This window comes from Mycobacterium sp. 1245499.0, from assembly GCF_001673615.1.
In the GTDB taxonomy this organism is placed as follows: domain Bacteria; phylum Actinomycetota; class Actinomycetes; order Mycobacteriales; family Mycobacteriaceae; genus Mycobacterium; species Mycobacterium europaeum_A.
The window spans coordinates 1-21104 of sequence record NZ_LZMG01000366.1 but is presented as its reverse complement, the minus strand read 5'-3'; the positions used below and the strand labels follow the sequence as shown (position 1 = coordinate 21104).

At 65.0% G+C, this 21104-nt stretch carries 24 protein-coding genes; 9 read left to right on the top strand and 15 right to left on the bottom strand.

What is annotated here, in order from left to right; all coding sequences use genetic code 11:
- From A5646_RS22905 to A5646_RS22870, 8 genes are all read right to left on the bottom strand, one after another.
- The coding region (locus tag A5646_RS22905; protein WP_197505266.1) for a hypothetical protein at positions 1 to 630 on the bottom strand (630 nt) is incomplete at its 3' end.
- The gene (locus A5646_RS22900; protein WP_067024409.1) at positions 627 to 1541 is read right to left on the bottom strand and encodes a vWA domain-containing protein; all 915 of its coding nucleotides are present in this window, start codon (positions 1539 to 1541) and stop codon (positions 627 to 629) included. The genes A5646_RS22900 and A5646_RS22905, both read right to left, overlap by 4 nt.
- Positions 1538 to 2512, bottom strand: a complete 975-nt coding sequence (locus A5646_RS22895) for a hypothetical protein (RefSeq protein WP_067024406.1) — start codon at positions 2510 to 2512, stop codon at positions 1538 to 1540. Before A5646_RS22895 ends, A5646_RS22900 begins: the two co-directional genes overlap by 4 nt.
- Positions 2503 to 2976 carry a hypothetical protein gene (locus A5646_RS22890; protein ID WP_067024403.1) on the bottom strand — a complete coding sequence of 158 codons (474 nt, stop codon included), beginning with the start codon at positions 2974 to 2976 and terminating at the stop codon, positions 2503 to 2505. Before A5646_RS22890 ends, A5646_RS22895 begins: the two co-directional genes overlap by 10 nt.
- Positions 2966 to 3832, bottom strand: a complete 867-nt coding sequence (locus A5646_RS22885) for a DUF58 domain-containing protein (protein ID WP_067024400.1) — start codon at positions 3830 to 3832, stop codon at positions 2966 to 2968. The genes A5646_RS22890 and A5646_RS22885 overlap by 11 nt, the downstream gene beginning before the upstream one ends.
- Positions 3833 to 3848: 16 nt before the next feature.
- Positions 3849 to 4850, bottom strand: a complete 1002-nt coding sequence (locus A5646_RS22880) for a MoxR family ATPase (protein ID WP_067024397.1) — start codon at positions 4848 to 4850, stop codon at positions 3849 to 3851.
- A gap of 56 nt (positions 4851 to 4906) precedes the next feature.
- Complete coding sequence (locus A5646_RS22875; protein ID WP_066869013.1) at positions 4907 to 5230, bottom strand: hypothetical protein; 324 nt, start codon at positions 5228 to 5230, stop codon at positions 4907 to 4909.
- A gap of 118 nt (positions 5231 to 5348) precedes the next feature.
- Complete coding sequence (locus A5646_RS22870; protein WP_156749077.1) at positions 5349 to 6719, bottom strand: hypothetical protein; 1371 nt, start codon at positions 6717 to 6719, stop codon at positions 5349 to 5351.
- Positions 6720 to 7092: 373 nt separating this feature from the next.
- Between A5646_RS22870 and A5646_RS22865 the strand changes: the two genes are divergently transcribed.
- A complete protein-coding gene (locus A5646_RS22865) occupies positions 7093 to 7770 on the top strand; it encodes a TylF/MycF/NovP-related O-methyltransferase (RefSeq protein ID WP_067024394.1) in 678 nt (225 codons plus the stop codon).
- Between the two features lie 17 nt (positions 7771 to 7787).
- Here the strand turns inward: A5646_RS22865 and A5646_RS22860 are convergent, their stop codons facing one another.
- Positions 7788 to 10334, bottom strand: a complete 2547-nt coding sequence (locus tag A5646_RS22860; protein ID WP_067024392.1) for an excinuclease ABC subunit UvrA — start codon at positions 10332 to 10334, stop codon at positions 7788 to 7790.
- A gap of 184 nt (positions 10335 to 10518) precedes the next feature.
- Positions 10519 to 11169, bottom strand: coding sequence for an HAD-IA family hydrolase (locus A5646_RS22855; protein WP_066880804.1), 651 nt, complete (start codon positions 11167 to 11169; stop codon positions 10519 to 10521).
- A gap of 480 nt (positions 11170 to 11649) precedes the next feature.
- Here A5646_RS22855 and A5646_RS22850 point away from each other — a divergent pair, with 480 nt between their 5' ends.
- The 7 genes from A5646_RS22850 to A5646_RS22815 all read left to right on the top strand — a co-directional run bounded on the left by A5646_RS22850 (position 11650) and on the right by A5646_RS22815 (position 17995).
- A complete protein-coding gene (locus A5646_RS22850) occupies positions 11650 to 12576 on the top strand; it encodes a bifunctional 2-polyprenyl-6-hydroxyphenol methylase/3-demethylubiquinol 3-O-methyltransferase UbiG (RefSeq protein WP_197505265.1) in 927 nt (308 codons plus the stop codon).
- Positions 12577 to 12602: 26 nt separating this feature from the next.
- A complete protein-coding gene (locus tag A5646_RS22845) occupies positions 12603 to 12905 on the top strand; it encodes a hypothetical protein (RefSeq protein WP_067024389.1) in 303 nt (100 codons plus the stop codon).
- 86 nt (positions 12906 to 12991) lie between these two features.
- Positions 12992 to 14335 (top strand): calcium/proton exchanger, encoded by a 1344-nt coding sequence (gene cax, locus A5646_RS22835; protein WP_231997826.1) that lies wholly within the window; start codon positions 12992 to 12994, stop codon positions 14333 to 14335.
- A 189-nt stretch (positions 14336 to 14524) separates the two neighbouring features.
- Entirely contained in the window at positions 14525 to 15469 is a 945-nt protein-coding gene (locus A5646_RS22830) for an SDR family oxidoreductase (protein ID WP_066868989.1), read from the top strand.
- A complete protein-coding gene (locus A5646_RS22825) occupies positions 15466 to 16155 on the top strand; it encodes a carboxymuconolactone decarboxylase family protein (protein ID WP_067024384.1) in 690 nt (229 codons plus the stop codon). The genes A5646_RS22830 and A5646_RS22825 overlap by 4 nt, the downstream gene beginning before the upstream one ends.
- Before the next feature lie 92 nt (positions 16156 to 16247).
- Positions 16248 to 16877, top strand: a complete 630-nt coding sequence (locus tag A5646_RS22820; RefSeq protein WP_066880812.1) for a TetR family transcriptional regulator — start codon at positions 16248 to 16250, stop codon at positions 16875 to 16877.
- Positions 16878 to 16978: 101 nt separating this feature from the next.
- Positions 16979 to 17995 carry an LLM class flavin-dependent oxidoreductase gene (locus A5646_RS22815; RefSeq protein WP_067024381.1) on the top strand — a complete coding sequence of 339 codons (1017 nt, stop codon included), beginning with the start codon at positions 16979 to 16981 and terminating at the stop codon, positions 17993 to 17995.
- 45 nt (positions 17996 to 18040) lie between these two features.
- On the opposite strand, the gene A5646_RS22810 is transcribed toward A5646_RS22815, so the two are convergent.
- The 5 genes from A5646_RS22810 to A5646_RS30135 form a co-directional block, all read right to left on the bottom strand.
- Positions 18041 to 18565 carry a DUF6069 family protein gene (locus A5646_RS22810; protein ID WP_156765676.1) on the bottom strand — a complete coding sequence of 175 codons (525 nt, stop codon included), beginning with the start codon at positions 18563 to 18565 and terminating at the stop codon, positions 18041 to 18043.
- A 63-nt stretch (positions 18566 to 18628) separates the two neighbouring features.
- Positions 18629 to 18871: a nuclear transport factor 2 family protein gene (locus A5646_RS30490; RefSeq protein ID WP_369806983.1), complete on the bottom strand. Its 243-nt coding sequence runs from the start codon at positions 18869 to 18871 to the stop codon at positions 18629 to 18631.
- Entirely contained in the window at positions 18837 to 19094 is a 258-nt protein-coding gene (locus A5646_RS29585) for a nuclear transport factor 2 family protein (RefSeq protein WP_197505262.1), read from the bottom strand. The genes A5646_RS30490 and A5646_RS29585 overlap by 35 nt, the downstream gene beginning before the upstream one ends.
- A gap of 300 nt (positions 19095 to 19394) precedes the next feature.
- Positions 19395 to 20567 carry a CaiB/BaiF CoA-transferase family protein gene (locus tag A5646_RS22800; protein ID WP_067024379.1) on the bottom strand — a complete coding sequence of 391 codons (1173 nt, stop codon included), beginning with the start codon at positions 20565 to 20567 and terminating at the stop codon, positions 19395 to 19397.
- 27 nt (positions 20568 to 20594) lie between these two features.
- Entirely contained in the window at positions 20595 to 20930 is a 336-nt protein-coding gene (locus A5646_RS30135; RefSeq protein ID WP_231997828.1) for an aldehyde dehydrogenase family protein, read from the bottom strand.
- Here A5646_RS30135 and A5646_RS28485 point away from each other — a divergent pair.
- Positions 20814 to 21104, top strand: a 291-nt coding sequence (locus A5646_RS28485) for an aldehyde dehydrogenase family protein (protein WP_231998460.1), incomplete at its 3' end; no start/stop codon positions are given. The two genes, A5646_RS30135 and A5646_RS28485, sit on opposite strands and share 117 nt — an antisense overlap.

Here is a 21104-nt window from a genome sequence, read left to right as displayed (position 1 = left end):
CGGTTGCCGTGGTGGGGCATTGGGCCGCCTCCTCGTTCGCCCGCGGCGATGGGAGCGCGGTGCGAGCCGACGCGGCGCTTCCGGCGGCGCGTTGAGCGCACTTCTCTTAACCGCCAACCTGTTTGCCGCGTCGTCACGGATGGCGCGCCGTTGCGGGTCCGGGTCGGCGTTGCCGGAAAAGCAGCCGCCCGGCGCGGCGTCGACGACGGCCAGCGCACTCGCGTAGCGTTCGTCGGCGCGTACGCGGTCCCCCGCCGCCGCTGCCCGGTCGCCCTGAGTTTCGCGGACCAGTTCGAGGTTGACCCGCACCGGGCATGAGCGGGCGGTGCCGCTGCGGGCCAGCGCGTCGGCGAAGTGGGCGTCGGCGTCCTCGAGTTGGCCGTCGAGCACGGCAGCGGTGCCCGCGACGAACGGCGCCTTGGCCGGTTCCACCAGGTTGGCCGCGCCGAGAATCGCCGCGTCGGCTCGCACCGCGCTCCCATCGCCGCGGGCGAACGAGGAGGCGGCCCAATGCCCCACCACGGCAACCGAGATCAGTTTGACAGCGATCAAGAGCGCCAGGACGGTCAGCGGGGCCGAGTAGATGACAAGGCGTCGTCGCAGCCGCAAGCGCGCCGGTCTGCGCGTCATGACACCAAGTCCCGTCGGGCGATCCGGCCGCGCCGGAACTCTCGGACCGAAAGGTAGATCTCGGCGAGCAGCAGCCCCGCCGCCAGCAGCGCGGGCAACCAGTACAGCTCGATCCGGTCGGCCTCGACGCGGCGCGGTGAATCGGGCAGGTCCGGCCGGAAGGGCTGTCCACGATCCCGGTGGACGTAGGGAATGTCGAGTTGTGCTGCCAGCCTGCGCAATTCGGCTTCGTCGATTGCGTCGCTGCGGCCGTATCCCAGCACCGCTCCCCCGCTCACCGTCCCCCGCGTGACGGTGAAGTCGTCCTGCGGCGCCTGGGATCCGGGCGCACCCGAACCGAAGTAGAGCACCACGTTTCGCGACCCCGGATATTGCTGCGTCGCCTGGATCAGTTGGTAGCGCAGCACGTTGTCCGCCGCTCCAGCGTTCGCGTCGCGACCTGCGTCACTCGAACCGAGCGCCGCGACGGTCGGTCGTAGACTCCAAACATCCTCGGACAGCGGCCAATCGAGGGAAGCCTTCGAATCGAAGGTGATCAGCGCGAACCGCGCCGCGGGGTATTGCTTGGTCAATGCCGCGATGTCGTCGCGCATCCCCGCGATCCGCGGTTCGCCGTTGCCGTAGTCCTCGATATTCGAGTCTGCCGACCGATCCACGACGAGGAACACGTTGAGAGCCGCGCCGGCCGCCGGCGTCGCGTCTTGGCGGTTGTCGTTCACCAGCGCCGGGCGGGTGGTCGCGATGATGAGCAGCAGCACCGCCAGAGTCACGCCCGTCCAGCGCAGCACCGCGCGGCGGCGGCGGCTTCCCGCCGACGCTAGCACCCGCCACAGCGCCACCAGGCGGGCCAGGGCAAGGGCACCGGCGACGACCGCGAGGATCGGCCCGGGCAGCAGGGGTTGAAACGTCATCGGCGCAACACCAACAGAGCCACCGAGAGCACGGCCGCCGACAGCAGCGCGATCGCCAGAGGCACCGCCGGCGCGTCCCGGAAGTCCGCCGTCACCACGGCGCCGTCGGCCGTGCGCGCCGGCGGGGCGTGCGCCCGAATCCCGTTGAGCGCCGTGGTCACCGACGTCGTGCCCGCCGCGACGTACCCGCCGCCGGTCTGCCGGGTGAGCGCGGCCAGGGAACCGCTCGCCGGCGACGGGGCGGTGTCGATCACATTGATCTGCGCCCCGGTCCGTTGGGCCAGGGCCCGAACGCTGCCATCGGCGAACAGTACGGCGCGCTGCTCCGCCGCGGCACGCAGATCCGACGGTCCAAGGTAGATCACCGAGCGCCGGTGCGTATTGGGATGCTCGGTGGACGGAAAACCTGAGAGGCACAGCGCCAGAACGTCATTTACGCTGGCGGCGTAGTCCGAGTACGGCACCGGCGGGGCGAATGACGTGTGCGCCTGATGGGCGCCGAGGTAGTCGGCGAATTGCGCCGCGGCGTACTGATGGTCGCGCGTCAGTGGCACCACGCGGCGGTTGACCGATGTTAGGCCGATGCGTTGCGCCTGAGGTGACGCCGCGGTCTGGCGCGCGAAGTAGTCGAGCAGTTCGGCGGTGGCCGCATCGGCCACCGGTTGCCCGACGCACACCATGATGTCTTCGGGGTGAGCGGCGTCGAAGTCGTTGCGCGCCACGCTCGGACGGGCCGCGGCCCACGTCGCGGCGCCGAACATGACCGTCAGCACCACCAGGGTCACGATCGTCGAGAGGGAACGCAGCCGAGCAACTTTGGCGTACTCGGGCAACCGGGTCAGCCGTGCGATGTTGGCCAGCGGCCGTAGCCGCCGGCGAGCCGCGGTCATCGGAAGCAGCGCCGCCAGCGCGACCACCGCGGCAACGGTGGCCGCGCCGATGGCCGCTACCGGCCACCACCTCAGGTCCACGACCGGATCAACTCCTGCGCCCGCGCGCTCACGTCGGCGACGTCGACTCGTGACTCGGCGTTGAACTGCGCATCACCGAGCCGGGTCAACAGCGGTGCGGCCCCGGCGAGGTTCGCGTCGGCCATGGCACCGACTTGCAGGTATTGGGCCCGCACCCCGGTCGCCTGATGCAGAAAGCTGCGCACCGTTCGGCTGATCGCGGCGCACGCCGCCGGCGCCGAGATCTGCCCGGCGTCGTGCTCCTCGGCGATGCCCTGCACGCGACGGGCGAACCGGCGGCGGATCACCCGGGCATGCATCCGCCGCACGACGGGGATGCGCCGCAACCGCTGCGACGGCAGCGTCCACACGAAGACACCCGCATACCAACCGATGACGGCGAGGAGCATTAGGACGGCCAGCCACAGCCACCACGGCGAGTAGGGCTGTGGACCGAACAGATGGCGCAGCAGATCACCCGGCACGAGCGGCCACCTCGGTCAGGCGGACGAGTTCGCGCCGAATGTCGTTGCTGCCCGCGATAATTGCGTGCGGGATCGCGTGCGCGGTCAGGAAGGCATCGAGGCGGGCGCGGCGGGCCCGCTCCGCGCGGCGGTAGGCGGCAACGACGCGCGGTCCGAGGTCGGCGCCGTTCAAGACGAAGCGTCCGGTGGCGACGTCGTATCCGTCGGTGTCGTCGGGTCCCACGGCGGGCATGTCCGACACCATCGCCCACATGATGTCGTGGCGCCCGGTCAGCCTGGTAAGCATTTCACCGAGTCGGTCGTCGACCTCGGGTTCGTCCGACACCACGATGATCAGCATGGTGTGCCGGTAATGCGTTGCGACGTAATCGAGTTGGGCGGCGATGTCGCTGCGGCCGGGGCCAACCGTCGTGTGCTGATACCAGCGGTGCAGCAGCCCCTCGATGTGCGACTCGCCGCGCCGCTGCGGGATGTTCACACAGCCGCGGCGGTCACCGTAAACCATGCCGATCTGATCGGATCGCCGTAGGCCGATCAATCCCACCGCGCCCATGATGTGCGCGGCGACATCGCGTTTGCACTCTCCGCTCGGGGCGAGCGCCGACATGTTGCGGCCGGCGTCGGCGACGAGCAGGATCTTGTGGTGCTTTTCGGAGACGAACCGCTTGATGAGCACGCCGCCCGAGCGCGCGGACGCCTTCCAGTCGATGTCGCGGACGTCGTCGCCGGGAACGTATGGGCGCAGGTCGTCGAATTCCATGCTGCGCGTATGCAATAGCGCGTAGCGCCCACCTTCGAGCAGACCGCGGGTGTCGGTGCCGAAGTGGGCTTTCGCCCGGTTGAGGTGTTTGCCCACGATGGCCCTGTGGCCCCTAGGGGACCCGGACGGCCCGCAGCGCGGCGTCGACCACGACCTCGGCGGTGATATCGGCGCTCGCCGCTTCGAATCCGAGGATCAGTCGGTGCCGCAGCACCCGGTGGGCGAGTTTTGCGATGTCCTCGGACAGCACGTGTGCGCGCCCGGATAGCACGGCCTGCGCGCGGGCCGCCTTGCAGAACGCGATCGTGGCGCGTGGGCTGGCGCCGTATTCGACCAGGCGCGCGATCTGCTTGGGCAACGCACGCTCGGGGTGACGCGTCGCGTCGACCAACTGGCTGGCGTAGAGCATGAGCGCGCGGTCCATGTGGACGTGGCGCACCACGTCCTGCAGGCGCAGCACGTCGTCGAGGCTGACCACCGGCGGGGCCGGGCGCCCCTTGTCGTAGACGCCGGCGTCGATCCGCGTCATGACTTCCACCTCCTCCTGCGGGGAGGGATAGCGCACGATCTCCTTGAGCAGGAAGCGGTCGGTCTGCGCCTCGGAGAGCGGATAGGTGCCCTCCTGGTCGACGGGGTTCTGGGTGGCGATGACCAGAAAGGGATCCGCCAGCGGGTGCACCTGCCCGGCGATCGTGGTCTGCCGCTCCTCCATCGCCTCGAGCATCGCGCTCTGCGTCTTCGCACTGGACCGGTTGATCTCGTCGAGCAGCACGATGTTGGCGTGCACCGGACCGAGCTGGGTGACGAACGAGTTGGTCGCCGAGTCGTAGAGCTGGGTGCCGATGATGTCGCTGGGCAGCAGGTCGGGCGTGCACTGGATACGTTGGAACCGGCCGTGAATCGACTCGGCGAGCACCTTGGCGGCGGTGGTTTTGGCCAGGCCCGGCACGCTTTCGAGCAGGATGTGGCCGCCGGCAAGCAGGCCGATCAGCAGCGACTCGCGTAGTTCGCGCTGCCCGACGATCTTGGCCGCGAAGGCCTGGGAGATGGCGTCGATGGTCCCCAGGACGCCGTCGAGTTCGCGCTGATCCGGTTGCGTTCGAGCTGTAGACATACGCTCGCCAAGATACCCAGGCGCCGGCTTTCCACACGTCGACGGGTCAGGGCCTCTTACAGACCGGGCAAGCAGATGGGGGATCCGTTACAGGTGTTCGCCGGGGACGGGTCCCCCTCCAGAATGTGCGCGCCGACTTGAATGCCCCCCTCGGTCCCCGGATGTCCGAGGCTCCCGCCGTAGTAGTGGTGGCACGTGTTCATGTCCCATACAACGTCCGGCATCGGCAGCGGACTCCCGGGACACCAGATGTAGCTGCACATGGCCAACTGATTACAGATGCCCGTTCCCGGGTCGGCCTGGGCGACACCGGTGCCCAGCCCGAGACTTCCCAGGACCACGGTGCCCGACAGCAGTGCTCCGGTGAGTGTTCGCTTCATGGTGGGTTCTCCTGGTCGCTGTCGTCTGCGTTGTCGTTGCATGGGCAATCGCACCGGCTCGGGTTCGCTACCGATCCCAAATCTTCAGACCCGCGGGCGGACAGGACAGCACTTTCGCCTACGGTTTGTTCCCTTGCCGCTTGGCTTTGGCATCAGCTTCCAGCCGCAGCCGGATTGCCCGCGCCCGCGCCTCGGCGGCCCGAGCTTGGGCCTCGGCGGCTTCGGCTCCCGCCCAGACCTCGGCGGCCCGGGCTCGCGTTTCGGCGGCTTCGGCGCGTGCGCGCGACTCGGCGGCCAGGGCCTCGGCCTCGGCGGCTTCGGCCCGCGCCCGCTCCCGTACCCGGGCCTCGGCAGCCGCGGCCTGCGTCTCGGCGGCTTCGGCGCGCGCCCGCGACTCGGCCACCAGCGCTTCGGCCTCGGCGGCCTTTGCCCGATTTCGCGCTTCGGCCGCCAGGGCCTCGGTTTCGGCGGCTTCGGCCCGCTTGCGCGCCGCCGCGGCCAGCGCTTGCGCTTCCGCGGCTTCGGCTTGCTTGCGCGCCTCGATGGCCGCCGCTTCGGCTTCGGCGGCCTTCGCGCGCGCCAGCTCCCGCGCCCGGGCCTCCGCGATCAGGGCCTGGGTCTCGGTGGCTTCCGCATGCGCCCGGGCCTCGGCGGCCAAGGCTTCCGGTTCGGCGGCTTTGGCCCGTTTGCGGGCTTCGGCGGCCAGCGCGTGCGCTTCGGCAGCCTTGGCCTGCTTGCGGGCCTCGGCGGCCAGCGCGTGGGCCTCGGCGACTTCGGCCCGCTTGCGCGCCTCCGCGGCCAGCGCTTCGGCAGCGATGGCTTCCGCGCGCGCCCGCTCCCGCTGGCGCGCCTCGCCGGCCAGCGCTTCCGCCGCGGCGATCTCGGCCTGCGCCCGCGCCTCGGCGGCCACCGCCTCGGGTTCGGCCGCCAGCGCTTCGGCCGCGGCCGCTTCTTCCTGCGCCCGCGCCTCGGCGGCCAGGGCTTCGGCTTCCGCGGCCAGCGCTTCGGCTTCCGCGGCCAGGGCTTCGGCTGCGGCAGCGTCGGCGCGGGCCCGCGCCTCGGCGGCCACCGCTTCGGCTTCCGCGGCCAGCGCCTGCGCGGCGGCGGCCTCTGCCTGCACCCCTGCCTGGGGTTCTACCTTCTGCCGCGGCGGCGTCTGTGTGAACTGCATCCTGGGCTGGTTCAGTATCGGCTGACGGCTCGGCTTCTGGGCGCCGGCGACCCGCGCCTTTTGCTCGGCCACCCGGTACGGGCCCGCCAGGAAATCGATCAATACCAAGGCCACGCCGGCCAGCAGCACCAGCGGCAATGCCAACGACGGGCGCGTGACCATCCCCCAAATGCCGGCAACCGTCAGCGGCGCCGCGAACAACACCGCGGCCCCCGGATACCGACCGCCTAGTTCGAGGATCGTCGCGGGCACTGCTGAGGCCCGCGCGGCCAACGGGAGCCGATCCGCCTGACTACCGACGACTCTCTGAGATCCCACGATCCCTCTCCTTCACGGAGATGCTGGCACAAAAAGAGTACTGCGCTAACGGTCGCAACGGTGGATCAAATTTTTCGTGTCTCGTCAGCAATGTCGCCACACGGCGGTCGTGAGACCGCGCGTCGTGGGCGGTGACGGCAGTTCGCGGCGATGCCGAGCGTGGGTTTCGCCGTCGAGCGCGTGGATCGAGACCATCCGCGGGTGGCCGATGGGATTCCACAATCCGTCGTGAATTGATTGCCAAGCCTCTACGCTGCCGATAATTCACGCTGCGTCTTCCGGCGAGGAGGTTGAGCGCATGGAGCCGTCGGTGGCTTCAGATTACCCGTGTAGCAGCGGATTCGATTGGGCCAAATTGGTAAATATGCCGATAGTGAGCGAGGAAGGGCACCACGGCCATCCAATCCTCAACTTCTACCCGATGGACAAGGACTATCGAGAATCGCCGACAGCGCGGACGATGGTAGCCGAGCACTTCGGCGATGCCGAAGCTCTCGACACCGATGCGGAATTGCTCAAATACGGCTCTGACCACGTGACGCTGCGAGGCGCATTCTTGGAGATGGGCGTGTGCACCGGAAGAACCATCAACTTCATTGCCGCGCTCAACCCCGGACAGCGCATCTGGGGATTCGATTCGTTCAACGGCCTTCCGGAACGATGGCCCCGCACCGATATCACGGTTCCCCAAGGTACTTTCCGGGCCAACGCCGAGGGGTGGATGCCGCCCGTGCTCCATAACGTAGCTCTGGTCAAGGGCATGTTCCACGAAACCCTTCCGGAATTCAAAAAGCGAATTCTGAAAACCACTCCCATCGCTTTCCTGCATATAGATTGCGATATTTACGCATCGACGCAAGAGATTTTCAGCCTGTTGGGCGACAATATCGTGTCAGGTACCGTCATCGTCTTTGATGAGTTTTATAACTATCCGGGCGCCCAGGAACATGAGTTCAGGGCAGTCCAGGAGTTTCTGGAGCGGACCGGGAAGAAACCGGTCTACCTTGCCTACAACCAATACTTCGAACAAGCGGCTGTCCAGATCGCCTGAACCCGTCGATAACTTCGTCAGCAAGTAACGGACGGCGCCAACCGCTTCGCGAGGTAGGGCGCCGTGCGACTGAATTTTGCGCGGGCCACCTTCTGCGGCGGCCCCGCTGCGACGACCCGACCGCCGTCGCTGCCGGCCCCCGGCCCCAGGTCGATCACCCAGTCGGCGCCCGCGACCATCCGCATGTCGTGCTCGGCCACCACGACGGTGTTGCCCGCGTCGACCAGGCGGTGCAGCTGACGGTCGAGCAGATCGACGTCGGCGGGATGCAGCCCGGTGGTCGGCTCGTCGAGCACGTAGAGGGTATGCCCTCGGCGGGGTCTCTGCAGTTCGGCGGCGAGCTTGATCCGCTGCGCCTCGCCACCCGAGAGCTCGGTCGCGGGCTGTCCGAGACGCAGGTACCCCAGTCCGACCTCTTGCAGCGTGGTCAAGCTCCGCGCGGCACTGGCGACGTCGGCAAAAAACTTCGCGGCCTGATCGACGGTCATCGCGAGCACGTCGGCGATCGTCCGGTCGCGATAGCGCACCTCGAGTGTCTCGTCGGAGTAACGTGCTCCTTGACACGCCGGGCAGGTGCCGTATGTGCCTGGCAGGAACAACAATTCGACCGAGACGAACCCCTCCCCCTGACAGGTGGGGCAGCGACCTTCAGCCACGTTGAAGGAAAACCTGCCCGCCGTCCAACCGCGGCGACGCGCCTTTGGGGTCGCGGCAAATTCACGGCGCACGGCGTCGAACAAGCCGGTGTAGGTCGCCAGCGTCGAGCGCGGTGTGCGTCCGATCGGGCGCTGGTCCACGGAGACCAGCCGGTTGATCTGCTCGGCGCCTTCTACCGTCACACCGGCACTCGCATCGTGATCGAGATCGACTACGCCGCTGTCGGTTTCGTCGTCATCGGATTCGGCCGGGTCGGCCGCTCGTCCGGTGCCGAGCTGGCTGTGCACGACGTCGCCGAGGACCTTGACGACAAGTGTCGACTTGCCTGAACCGGACACTCCGGTGACCGCGGTATATACGCCGAGCGGCAGGTCCACGTCGAGGTCTCTCAGATTGTGGAAGCAGATTCCGCCCAGCCGCAGCCGCCCGGACGGCGTGCGCGGTTGGCGAGGCGCCGGGCCGGCGTTCTCGAAAAGGTAGTGACGGGTGACCGATTCCTCGACGTCGGCAAGACCCGGCACCGGCCCGCTGTAGAGCACACCCCCGCCCAGCTCGCCGGCCCCCGGGCCCACGTCGACGATCCAGTCGGCACGGCGCACAACATCCATGTCGTGCTCGACCACAAATACCGAATTGCCTGCGCGACGTAGGCGATCGAGCACGTCGAGCAGCGGTTCGGCGTCGGCCGGGTGCAGTCCGGCCGACGGCTCATCCAGCACATAAAGGACGCCGAACAAGCCGGCGCGCAGCTGAGTGGCCAGCCGCAACCGCTGCAGTTCGCCAGGTGACACCGTCGGCGTGCGGCGACTGAGCGTCAGGTAGCCGAGGCCGAGATCCATGAGTACCTGCAGGCGGGCGACGAGGTCGGCGGCGATCATGGTCGCCACTTCGGTCAGCTCACCGGATTGCGTGGACTCGTACGCGGCGGCGGCGTCGGTCCGAGAAGCCGTCGGGCGCAACGTATCAGCGAGGTCGGCCAACGGCATCGCCGTGTAGTCGGCGATGGTGCGCCCGGCGAAAGTCACCCGCAGCGCCTCGGGCCGCAACCCCGAACCGTCGCATACCGGGCACTCGACGGTGTCGACGAATTGCAACACGCGCCGACGCATCATCGCGCTATGGGAGTTGGCCAACGTGTGGCGGACATGACGTTCGGCGCTGGAGAAAGTGCCGTTGTAGTAATAATCGGCCTGCACGGGGTGTTGGCCCGGATCGATTTCAACCGTTGGTTGTTCATCGGTGAACAGAATCCAATTGCGCTGCCGCTTGGGGAGTTTGTGCCATGGCTTGTCGATGTCATACCCCAGCGTGACGAGGATGTCGCGCAGGTTCTGGCCTTGCCACGCGCCGGGCCATGCGGCCACGGCGCCTTCGCGGATGGTCAGCGACGGGTCCGGCACCAGCGTCTGTTCGGTCACCCGATGAATTCGGCCAAGCCCGTGGCATTCCGGGCACGCCCCCACGGCGGTGTTCGGCGAGAACGCATCGGAGTCCAGTCGTTCCGTGGCTCCCCGCGGGTAGGTCCCCGCGCGGGAGAACAGCATCCTCAACAGGTTCGACAGGGTGGTGACGGTGCCGACCGTCGACCGCGACGTCGACGAACCGCGGCGCTGCTGCAGCGCGACGGCGGGGGGTAGCCCGGTGATGTCATCCACCTTCGGCGCGCCGGTGGGCAATAGCAGGCGGCGGGCGTACGGGGCGACCGATTCGAAATAGCGGCGCTGGGCTTCGGCATAGATGGTGCCGAAGGCCAACGACGATTTGCCGGATCCGGAGATGCCGGTGAACGCGACGAGCGCGTCGCGCGGCGCCACGACGTCGACTCCCCGCAGATTGTGGACCCGCGCCCCGTAAACACGCACGCATGGGTCGATTTCGTCGGTGCTTCGATCGGACAGTTGCGTCATCTTGCTAGCCGAATACCCGCGATCCGTAGTCACTATTTCACCCGGCCCGCGTCCTCCACCTCGTGGTCGGATTAGGTGAGACCGTTCAGGCTGGCTGCTGTCCTTCTCGTCAGGCTTTGCCTACGGGCTCGGCAGTGACGGCCTCGGTTCTTAAACCTGCGTTGCGGCGCGGGCCGTTACCGCTTTAGTTGATCCGCAAGGCGACACCGATCTCGGTGACCTCGACATCGACGCAGGATAGATCGGCCACGACGATGTCGGCGTCTGTCAGTTGGGTCGCGTGGTGAGTGGTCGTGACGGCGAGCACTTGGGCCCCCGCTGCCCGCCCAGCGCCGACGCCCGCGGGCGCATCCTCCACGACGACGCATTCCCGGGCGTCGAGGCCCAGCGCGGCGGCCGCTTTAAGGTAGCTCTCGGGATTCGGTTTGCCGTCCGATACATCCTCTGCACCGATCAGCAATTTCGGAGCGGGGAGCCGCGCTGCCGCCAGTCGGGCAGCCATCAACGAGCGCGGCCCCGAAGTCACTGCAGCCCAGTGACTATGCGGCAGGGCATCAAGCAATCGGCGTGCTCCCGGTAGCGCCAGGACACCATCGAGATCAGCCTGCTCTTGCAGAGCGAGTAGCCGGGCTGTCGCTGCGAGTCGGTCGTGCGGTACGACGAATTGCGCGACGGTGTCCTCGGTCCGCCTGCCATGACAGACCTTGAGTACCTCTTCATAGTCGACGCCGTATTCCTCGGCCCACGTCCCCCAGGACCGTTCGACTGTGGCGGTTGAGTCAACCAGGGTGCCATCGATGTCGAACAAGATTCTTCTGCCGTGCAGCACCGCCATAGGCAGCACCCTAGTAGGGTCAGGGTCCAAGCATCGGGAGGGTGTGTCGCTGCCCACATTCATTCTCCGGAATGCGCTGGCTCACATGACACTTCGTTTCAACCATTGCATCCCAGGGCCTGGTACTCGGCGACGCAAGGTACCCGGGCACGCGCGAGGTTTGCCGTCAACTAGGGTGCTCGACGTTGAACAGGCCGCGGCGGACGAAGCACTTGGGTCGCCGGCGATGAGAACCGCACGTCAAACGGCTTTCGCTAAAGCGGCATGCGCAAAGAATGCGGCTCACCATTAGGCCGGCTTTCTTTGCCCTACGCGTGTTTAGCACTGCTGTAAAGCCGAATCGGGTCAGCTTTTAGCTAAATACCTTCAATTTGCGTTGTACTGATACAAGGCGTTGAATTAGTTGCTTTGGCCTCCGCCTGCCGCTACCCGACGATGCCGCGTCAGGCGTTTGAAGCATGCGTGACGAAAGGATTGTTGGTGTCAACAGCCACCAAACGTGCTCAATACGAGTTCATTCACGACACTTTACAGCACGGAACCACGGCCCTGAACTTCACTTTGTCAGTGCTGGAAAGAAGTTACAAATCCCATTTTCCAGATTATTCCGGCGACGTGCGTTCAACCCTAGAGGACGCACGTAAGTATTTACTGGCAGCCGCTAACGGGTGTGAACTCTATCAAGCAGCCGAAGAGGTGCACGAACGATTCTTCGCATCGGAGGGAGACGGCTCCTGGTTCAGCGAGGGCTACTCGGCGTATAAGTCACAGCGTAAGCCGGTGCAGGACTTCAACAATTTCGCAGACGCCATCAACGGCAGCACAGTACTCGATTTCGGCAGCGGCCGCGGTCATTTAGCTGCGCTGATCGCGCGCGCCGGCTTCGACTGCTACACCACCGACGTGATGGACTACCGCGGCGCTGAGGCCGCACATCTGCCGTTTCGGCAGATGGCTTCACCCGTTGACGTCCCCTATGCGGACGACGCGTTCGACAGTGCGATCGTCAAAACCGTCCTTCATCATGTTGATGAACCCGACTTGATTCCATTGCTGACAAATTTGCGGCGTGTGGCACGGCGGTTGATTATCGAGGAAGACACGTATGCTGTTCCCGCAGCGCCCCCAGGGGTCGCAGCGGAGCAGATCGAGCTAACCGAATTTAATAAGCTGGATGTACGCGATCAATTTCAGACGCTCGTGCTTATCGATTTCTTTGGTAACGCTGTCGCCCAAGGGCTTGTCGATATGAATTTCGGTTGCCAGTTCAAACGGGTGAGCGAGTGGCAATCAATATTCAATAGTCTGGGCCTCCGGGTCGTCGATACCGACGTCGTGGGCTTCCGCCCCGGCAACATTCACAAAGCCTGTCAAGTTCGCTTCGTTGTTGATCGCGACGAGTTTTAAGGAACAGACCGTTTAGCCGGTCGTTCATGCCCACGGTGATCGCGCAATGTGGACCCGGCGCACTCGGTACGGACTCGGTCCCGCCGCTGCAGGACAGGCACGACCTGGTCGATGAACGTCGTAATCTTCTGCGACAGCGTCGATCCCACGCTCGCGAACTCGTCGGCCGCGCCTGCGTCCTGCCACGCGACGACATGATCGGCGAGCCGCTCCGGCGTGCCGATGAATGCGTCCGCCGGCCGGTGATGATGTGCCAGCCATCTGCCTACGCCATACAACGCATTGCGGTGGGGCGGGCGGGCCTCGAACCCGCGACCGACGGATTATGAGTCTCTTTTCGCTGCGCTCGCGGTTAGGCGAGACCGTCAGTGGCGATCCCTAGAAGTTCCTTGGCCATCCGGTCAGCGGCACGCTCATGCCGTTCGCGCGCCTCGCGCTTTACGTGGGCGGCTGCGCCACCGTGGAAGCGGCACATCGTCGCGCCGCGAATGGCGTTGACCCCCGGATTCGGCAGTATGTCGAGGTCGCGGCAGCGGAACCAGCGTGGTTTCGGCGCGACCATTCGGTGTGGAAAACTTCAGCGCGATCAGAGGAGAGGCGCGTGACGACCACCCATCCCGAACGGCCACCGCTGCTGACCCGGCGCGACCGCATCATGATCACCCTCACCGTGATCGCGTCCATGGCAGCCGGGGTTCTCAACTTCGCCCACGCGAATGCATTGCTGGCGTTCACCATCTCCGCACTCGCGTTGGCCACACTGGCATCTCTGGTCGGCCGTTCGGTGGAGGCGGTCGGAGACCGGCTCGGGCCCAACGCCACTGGGATACTGCAGACGGCGCTGGGAAACCTGCCCGAGTTGTTCGTCATCCTGTTCGCACTCAAGGCAGGTCTTTACGGCGTGGTGAAGGCCACCATCGTCGGCTCGATTCTCTCCAACGCCCTGCTGGTGCTCGGGCTGGCATTCGTGGCCGGCGGGATCAGGCACGGCCGCCAGCGCTTCGCCGCCGACGACGGACGCACGCTCGGACTGATGTTCACCCTCGCGGTGTTCATCCTGGCCGTCCCCTCGTTGACCGCTGCGATACACACCCCGGCGCAACACCACGAAAGGGCGGTGTCGGTCGTCGTCTCCATCGTCATGCTCGCGCTTTTCGCACTCTCGCTGCCCGCCACGCTCGGAAAGCGGGCCGCCGATTCGGCGCTGCAAGCTGGTGATAAACCCTCGAGAGCGACCTCTCCCATAGTGGCCAGCCCCGATTCGGCCGAAGCTGCCAGCGCCGCGACGGCACACGGCGAGTGGCCGTTGGCGATGGCCATCGGCATGCTGGCCCTCGCCGGTATCGGTGCGGCCTTCGTGTCGGAATGGTTCGTCGCCGCCCTAGAGCCAGCGATGCATGCAGTGGGCATCAACGAGGTGTTCGCCGGTCTGGTGATCGTGGCCATTGCCGGCAACGCGGTGGAGAATTTTGTCGGCATTCAGCTGGCGGCCAAGAACCAGATGGACTACGCGGTTCAGGTGGTCCTCCAGTCGCCCGTCCAGATCGCACTCACCATCGCCCCCATCGTCTGCCTGGCGGCGGTATGGCTCGGCCAGCCCGGTTTCGATCTGGTGTTTTCGCCACTGCTGTTGGCGTCGATGATCATGTCGGCGCTGGTCGCGGTGCTGGTGACCTTCGACGGCGAGTCGACCTGGTTCGAGGGAGCAGTGCTCATCGCGCTCTACGTGGCGATCGCCACGTCGTTTTGGTGGGGATGAGCGGCTCTCACGGACTCCGCGAATCCCGAAACGCCTTGGGCAGGAACGCATCTCGCTACCCGTTGAGGATTGCGGTGTTGAAGGGGAGCCCACGTCGCCGCGTGCACCTTCTGGGACGCTCTTAACCCACAGATCGCGGACCAAAGCCAACACTTGATGGCCAACGTGCGTTGGTCTACAGTTGTTGACATGGCGATACGAGGTGGCACACGACCCATACATTCCCAGGTTCAGCGCCCAACGGCGGTGGTGACCGGAACCTCCTCCGGCATCGGCAGGGCGTGCGCCCTGCGACTGGCTGCGCACGGGTACTGTGTCTTCGCCGGCGTGCGGCGCAGGCAAGATGGGCATGCCTTGGTCCAGGAAGCCAGCCGTACTGACGGGCAACTGGTGCCCGTGCTCATCGACGTCACCGACGAGACCTCCATCGGCGCCGCCGTCGCCGAAGTAGCCGGTTCGGTGGGCGACTACGGGATCGCCGCGTTAGTGAATAACGCCGGGATCGGGATGACGTGGCCGATGGAAGCAATCCCGCTGGACGATCTACGGCGTATCTATGAAGTGAATGTTTTCGGGCAAGTCGCGGTCACTCAGGCGTTTCTCCCACTACTGCGCGCTGGTGCAGGACGGATCGTCAACATCGGATCGATCGGTGATCGGCTCAGCCTGCCATTCGGCGCGCCGTTGGCGTCGTCAAAGTGGGCCTTCGCCTCGATCACCGAGTCCCTGCGGATGGAATTGCGCCCCTGGGGAATTCACGTCGTCCTCATCGAACCGGCGTCGATTCACACCGACGCGGTGACAAAAGTCGAGGAAGACGCCAAGCGAGTGATGTCCAAGATGAGCTTGGCGCATCTAGAACTGTATGGCGATACCTACCAAGCCATGACCGATCGCGCGCTTGCACGCGAGAGATCGGGCAGCGATCCCGATGTCGTCGCCCGCGCCGTGCTGCGTGCGTTAGGAAAAAAGCGTCCACGCACCCGTTACGTGGTTGGTAAGGATGGGCGGCTGCTGGCCTTGTTGGCCGGCTGGGCTCCCGACCGGCTCTTCGACGCGATGCGCATTCGCCTATTCGGCTTGCCGACGAAGTTCGGCGCGGCCGCCCAGCCAGTACTAGGAGCTGCACAATGAATTTGACCAACCAGGAGGCTATCGCCGAGCTCGACGCGGATTTCGCCAAGATGGCCGTCGAGGTGGGGCAGCACGCATGGGGCTTGTCGGAATTGACGATGCGTGAGAAAGCCTTTGTATTTCTCGCTGCAGACTTGTGTGGGCACTGTCTCGGGTTCCCGCTGCAGACCCATGTGCAAATGGCGCTGTCACAGGGCGTCAGCTTGGCAGCCCTGCGGGAGGCCGTCCGTCATCTGGCTCCTTACGCGGGTTATCCCACAGCGGCTGAGGCCTTGATGATGCTGGCTGAAGTAGAAGGTTCCCACGAGGCTGTAACCGATCCGCCGACACCGAACTCGCCGGTCGATTTCGACGAAACCGCCGCCGCACAGCTAGCCCACCTCGACGACCGCTTCGCGGCCTTCTACAGCAAGCAGTTCGAGGCACGTTGGGGGCGTTCCGAACTATCCGTTCGCGAACGGGCGCTCGCGACCATTGCGACCGACGTGCTCAATGTCACGCTTGATGACTCCCTGCGGCTGCACGTAGGGCTCGCGCTGAACAACGGCGCCACCGAAGAGCAGGTTCGCGCTGTCATCTTGCAGGTGGCTGAGTTCGGCATCGCGAAGGCATGGCGGGCCTTCAGGTCGTTGCATGGGATCCTCAACGCGCACAGCGGCATAGCCGCCAGTTCGAGCGGCACATAGGGACCGCCGGGGGCGGACCCGATGTCCACTGCTCGGTCGGCGCCGTTCCACGGATCGATGAGTGCCAACGATGTTGGCCTACACTTGTTCGCATGGCGTTCACTCAGCGATCCGAAAAGACCAGAAACGCGATACTTACTGCAGCACGGCAAATGCTGGCTAGTCGCGGTTACGAGGCCACTACGATTCGGGCCGTCGCCGCCGCGGCCGGCATCGATCCGTCGATGGTTATGCGGTACTACGGGAACAAGGAAGGTTTGTTCGCCGCTGCGGTAGACGTCGATTTGCACCTGCCCGACGCCGCGGCACTGCCGCGGGAGCAGGTGGGAAAACTTCTTGCTCACCATGTCATCTCGCGCTGGGAAGGCGCGCTATCTGATGAGTTCATCACCTTGCTGCTCCGCTCCGCTGGAACGAATAGCGCCGCGGCAGAGCAGTTCCGGTTGATTTTTGAGCAGCAGCTGCTCACATTCGTCCAGGGCTTGGTCGGCCGGGGGCGTCAGGCTCGTCGGCGCGCGGCGATGGTGAGCACGCAGGTGTTAGGCGTGGCGTACTGCCGCTACATCCTCGAGTTGCCGGCGGTGACCGAGTTGGATGGCGAGACGCTCGCTTCCACACTGGGGCCCGTGCTTCAGCACTATCTCGTCGGCGACCTCGACGCGCCGGTGACCGGCGGCGAAGTTAAAAAGACCAAAACGCAGACAGCTCGTCGCACGCGGTGATGACCGCTGTTCACGATGCGGCACACGGCCGACCCTTGAAATACCAACGAACGTTGGCCTACAGTTGTAGGCATTAGTTGCATTGATGGACGGAAGCTTTCATGAGATTCGGCGTAGAACTGCCCACCTGTACCGCAGGGATGATGCATCCGGTGCCATTCGCCACCGCCAAAGATGTGATCGATATCGCGATGGAAGCCGAACAGCTGGGCTACCACGACGCCGGCGGCAACGACCACTTGAGCACCATGGCTTTCGTTCGCAGGGCGTGGCCGCACCCCCCGGATTACTTCGAACCGCTGATGACGCTCGCCAACATCGCTGCGAGAACCTCGACGCTGCGTTTGACGACCGGAATCATGGTGCTCCCCTTGCGGGATCCGGTGCTGTTGGCCAAACAAGTGGCTACGCTGGACCAACTCAGCCAAGGCCGGGTGACTTTGGGAGTCGCGGTGGGCGGTTACCGCGATGAGTTCGAGGCGGTGCGCCCAGACGCCGCTAACGCCAACCGCGCCGATCTCACCCGAGAGATAATCGAATCGATACGCGAACTGTGGGAGCGGCCACGCGTCAGCTACCGCGGGAAGTACGTGCATTTCGAAGACGTCGAAAGCTATCCCAAACCGGTTCAGAACCCGTTGCCCATCTATTCCGGCGGCAATGCCGAAGGATCGTTGCGCCGCGCAGCAGAGCTGTGTCAGGGGTGGCTGCCCGCGAAGATCGGCCCCGGCAAGATTGCCGAGGGCCGAGCCAAGATCACTCGATACGCCGAATCCGTCGACCGTCCTTCCGACACGATCATCACGGCACTGCAGTCGGTGGTATGTATCGGCAACACGGAGGAAGAGGCGCGAGACAAGTTCTTCAACTCGTCATTCGACGTCTTCCGAAAGTCGTTGTCGTCCACCATGACCAGGGGAGCCGATATCGACGATTATCTCGAGATGAATCTAGTGGGATCGATAGATCAGGTGATCGAAAAGGTCGACGCATACCGGTCAGCCGGCCTCGACCACCTGACCGCACTGTTATTCGTTGCCAACACCGTCGACGAACTGCGCGATCAGATGCGCACCTTGGCGCGACATGTGCTGCCGATCTTTTCCGAAACACGGTGACGCCGAGCACGGCATCCACCGCGGCGCCGTGCCGCTTGCGTGCGGCTAGGCTTCTAACCGCTGATGGCCCAGGAGCGGACGCGCCGGAAGAAGTCCGGGAATCAGGACGGCCGCGGCAACGCAGTGCAGGACACTGAGTGCGATCTGGCTGGATGCATCACCGCGAACAGCGAACAGCGGAACAATTGGCATGGCCAGCACAATGATGCCCAGTGATGTCCAGATTGTCCGCGCCGACGCCGTGAAGCGATCCAGCAGCGTCGCAACACCCCAGCCGGCAAGCCCAACCAAGATCGTTGCCGCAATCGTCTGTACCAACGTCACTTGTCTAGTGCCCAGCGGTGTTTCAGCGATGTAGTCCACTCCGGCAACCCGGCCGACCAGCCAGGCGGCTGCGGTCAGCGCCGCCGCGGCCAGCACCGTGACCGACCTGCGCAGACGTCGACCGAATCCGCCGCCGGGAGTTGCAGCGTTTCGCCACATACCGTTCCTTTCAACATGGACGTTCGGCGACGCGGCGCCGCCGAACGAGATAAGGCAAATGACGACCAGGAATGACAGATGCTTCATCCTTCAGGTGCCGCACACGGATACAGCGGCTAGGGTCGCAGCGCTGAGAGCCGTGGCTCATCCTCACCGTGAAAGCCAACCGTCCGAAGCTAGCGGTGGTGCAGCGCCTTGCAGCGGAGTCGTGTCAACGTAGATCAGTTCGTATGTGCGCGAGGTGAACCGCCAGCCCTGTCGTGTTCGGCGATAACGATCGTGGTACACGCCATAGTTGGAGTGCGAACCCCCACCAATAAGCCGGCCGAACTCTGCAACGTAGGCCCGTCCGGTGGCCTCATCGCCATCGAGGGTGATCGGGCCTGAGTGCACCGTTTGGGACGAAGAACTCAAACAGGCTCTGCCCGCGTTCGACCGCGGCCCGTATCTCGCACATACCAACGAACAATGCGTTGATGTGCGGCATTCGCCACGCACCGTCGGACGTGAACAACGAGGCGAAACGGTCATAGTCACGAGCCACCCCTGCGTCGGTGAAATCACTTCGCAACGCCTCGATTTCGAGACGATCAGAGATCATCTGCAGGTTAGTCATCGGTGCCGTTCGCTCGCATCGTCATCGCGGAAGCAGCGCTTTGCGGAAAATCGATCATAGTGACAACAACTGTAGGCCAACATGCGTTGTCTTTTCAAGGCTCCCGTGGGCAGTCATCGGTCAACGCGACCGGACCACCCCTCGAACGCCGCGGCTTCGTTACTGGCCTGATTTGGTGAGCGACCCTCGACGTCGACACTTATCGCTCATCGCTGTCAAACGGATCGCCGCCACGCTCGCCGACGCATAGCTGTCAACCATCAGCCGAAACGCCATCAGGCATCACCCGAAGATGAAACCTCAGATTGCACCCGACGAACGAAGGCGCTCCATTTCGGCCGCGTCGTAGCCCGCCAGGGCGCCAAGTAACTCTTCCGTATGCTGCCCAACGCGCGGCGCCGCTGGCGGTGCAAATCGTTCATCGGGTTTGGTCTTGATGCACGTCCCAATCAATCGCTGCGACGTCCCGTCCGGCTGAGCCTGCTCGTAGACGAGTCGGCGAGCCTTCGCGTGGTCGTCGTCGAACAGGTCTGCTCCCAAAAACGCTGGTGCCCCTGCGATGTCAGTCGCGATGAAGAAGTCGGTCCATTCCCTGCGTGTGCGGGACTTGAATATTGCCGTCAGTTCGTCGCGCAGCCGGGCCTCTGCCTCGACATCCTCCCCCGGCTTCCGGCGCCCCGGTTCATAGAGATCCATCCTGTCGAGTGACTCGCAGAATCTGCGCCAGAACTTGTCCTCCAGGGCGTTGAACACCACGTAGTTGCCGTCGCTCGTGGCGTAGTACTGGTAGCGAAGCGAAGCTCGGATTCCCTCACCGTAGGCCGGTTGACCGTTCGCCAGCGCTGTGAGGTGTTGAAAGTTCCAATTGATCGCCGCATCGACCTGCGCTACTTCGACGTACTGCGGCTTGCCGTCGCGCCGGGCGGCATGCAACGCGGCGAGTACGCCCATCGCTGCGTACAGCGGTCCCGCCAGAACACCCGTCGTCCCTGTCGCCGCCCCCGAAAGGCGTGGCGTTCCATCCGCATCGATGATCGGCGGACTCAACCCCGCGAAACAGTCGAAGGACAACCCGTGGGTGGCTAACCGGGTATAGGGCCCGAAGCTGCCCATTCCGTTGAGAACGCAGTACACAACCGACGGGTTGACGGCGACGATGTCGTCGTAGCCGAAGCCGAGCCGGTGCGCGGTTCCGTACCGAAGCCCGTCGATCACCACCGCCGATGTCGCGGCCAGGCGGCGAAACGCCTCTTGACCCTCAGGCGTTTTCAGGTTTATCGCCACACTCTTTTTGCCGCGATTCCAATGCGAGTCCTGCAACTCGCCGCCGGAAACCACCGCGCCGCGGAAACCACCGCCGCCAGGCGGCTCCACCTTGATCACCTCTGCGCCGAGGTCAGCCAGATGCCCGCCCAGCGCATCCGCGGAGAACAGTGACACTTCAAGGACACGGACGTCTTTGAGAAATTCCAATACGCGACCTTTCAGAATGCGGTGCGGCTACATCATGGTGATCGATTTCAGCTCGGTGTATTCCTCGAAGCCCCAGCGACCCTGCTCGCGGCCGAGCCCACTTTGTTTGAAGCCGCCGAACGGCCCCCCGCCGTTGAACATGCCACGCGCCGGTAGAGACCAGCCGGGGCCCTGCCCTCCCCCCGGATTGGCTCCCAGGTCGGCGCCGGGCGCCACAGTCTGCACCATGATGGTGCCGGTTCTGACCTGCCTCGCGACGTTGAAACCCCTTGCGGCGTTGCGAGTCATCACCAGGCCTGCCAGACCGTAGATGGAGTCGTTCGCGATGCGGATGGCTTCGTCTTCGGAGCGATAGGTCATCACCGCCAGCACAGGCCCGAACATCTCGAACGCGGCTTCTACTACGAACCGACGGCATTTGTCGACTGCCGCAGCGACATGCGCCTATGCCAGGAGGAGGTGTTCGGGCCTGTGCTGGCGGTGATGACCTATCGCTCCGAAGACGAAGCCATCCGCATCGCGAACGACTCCATCTAC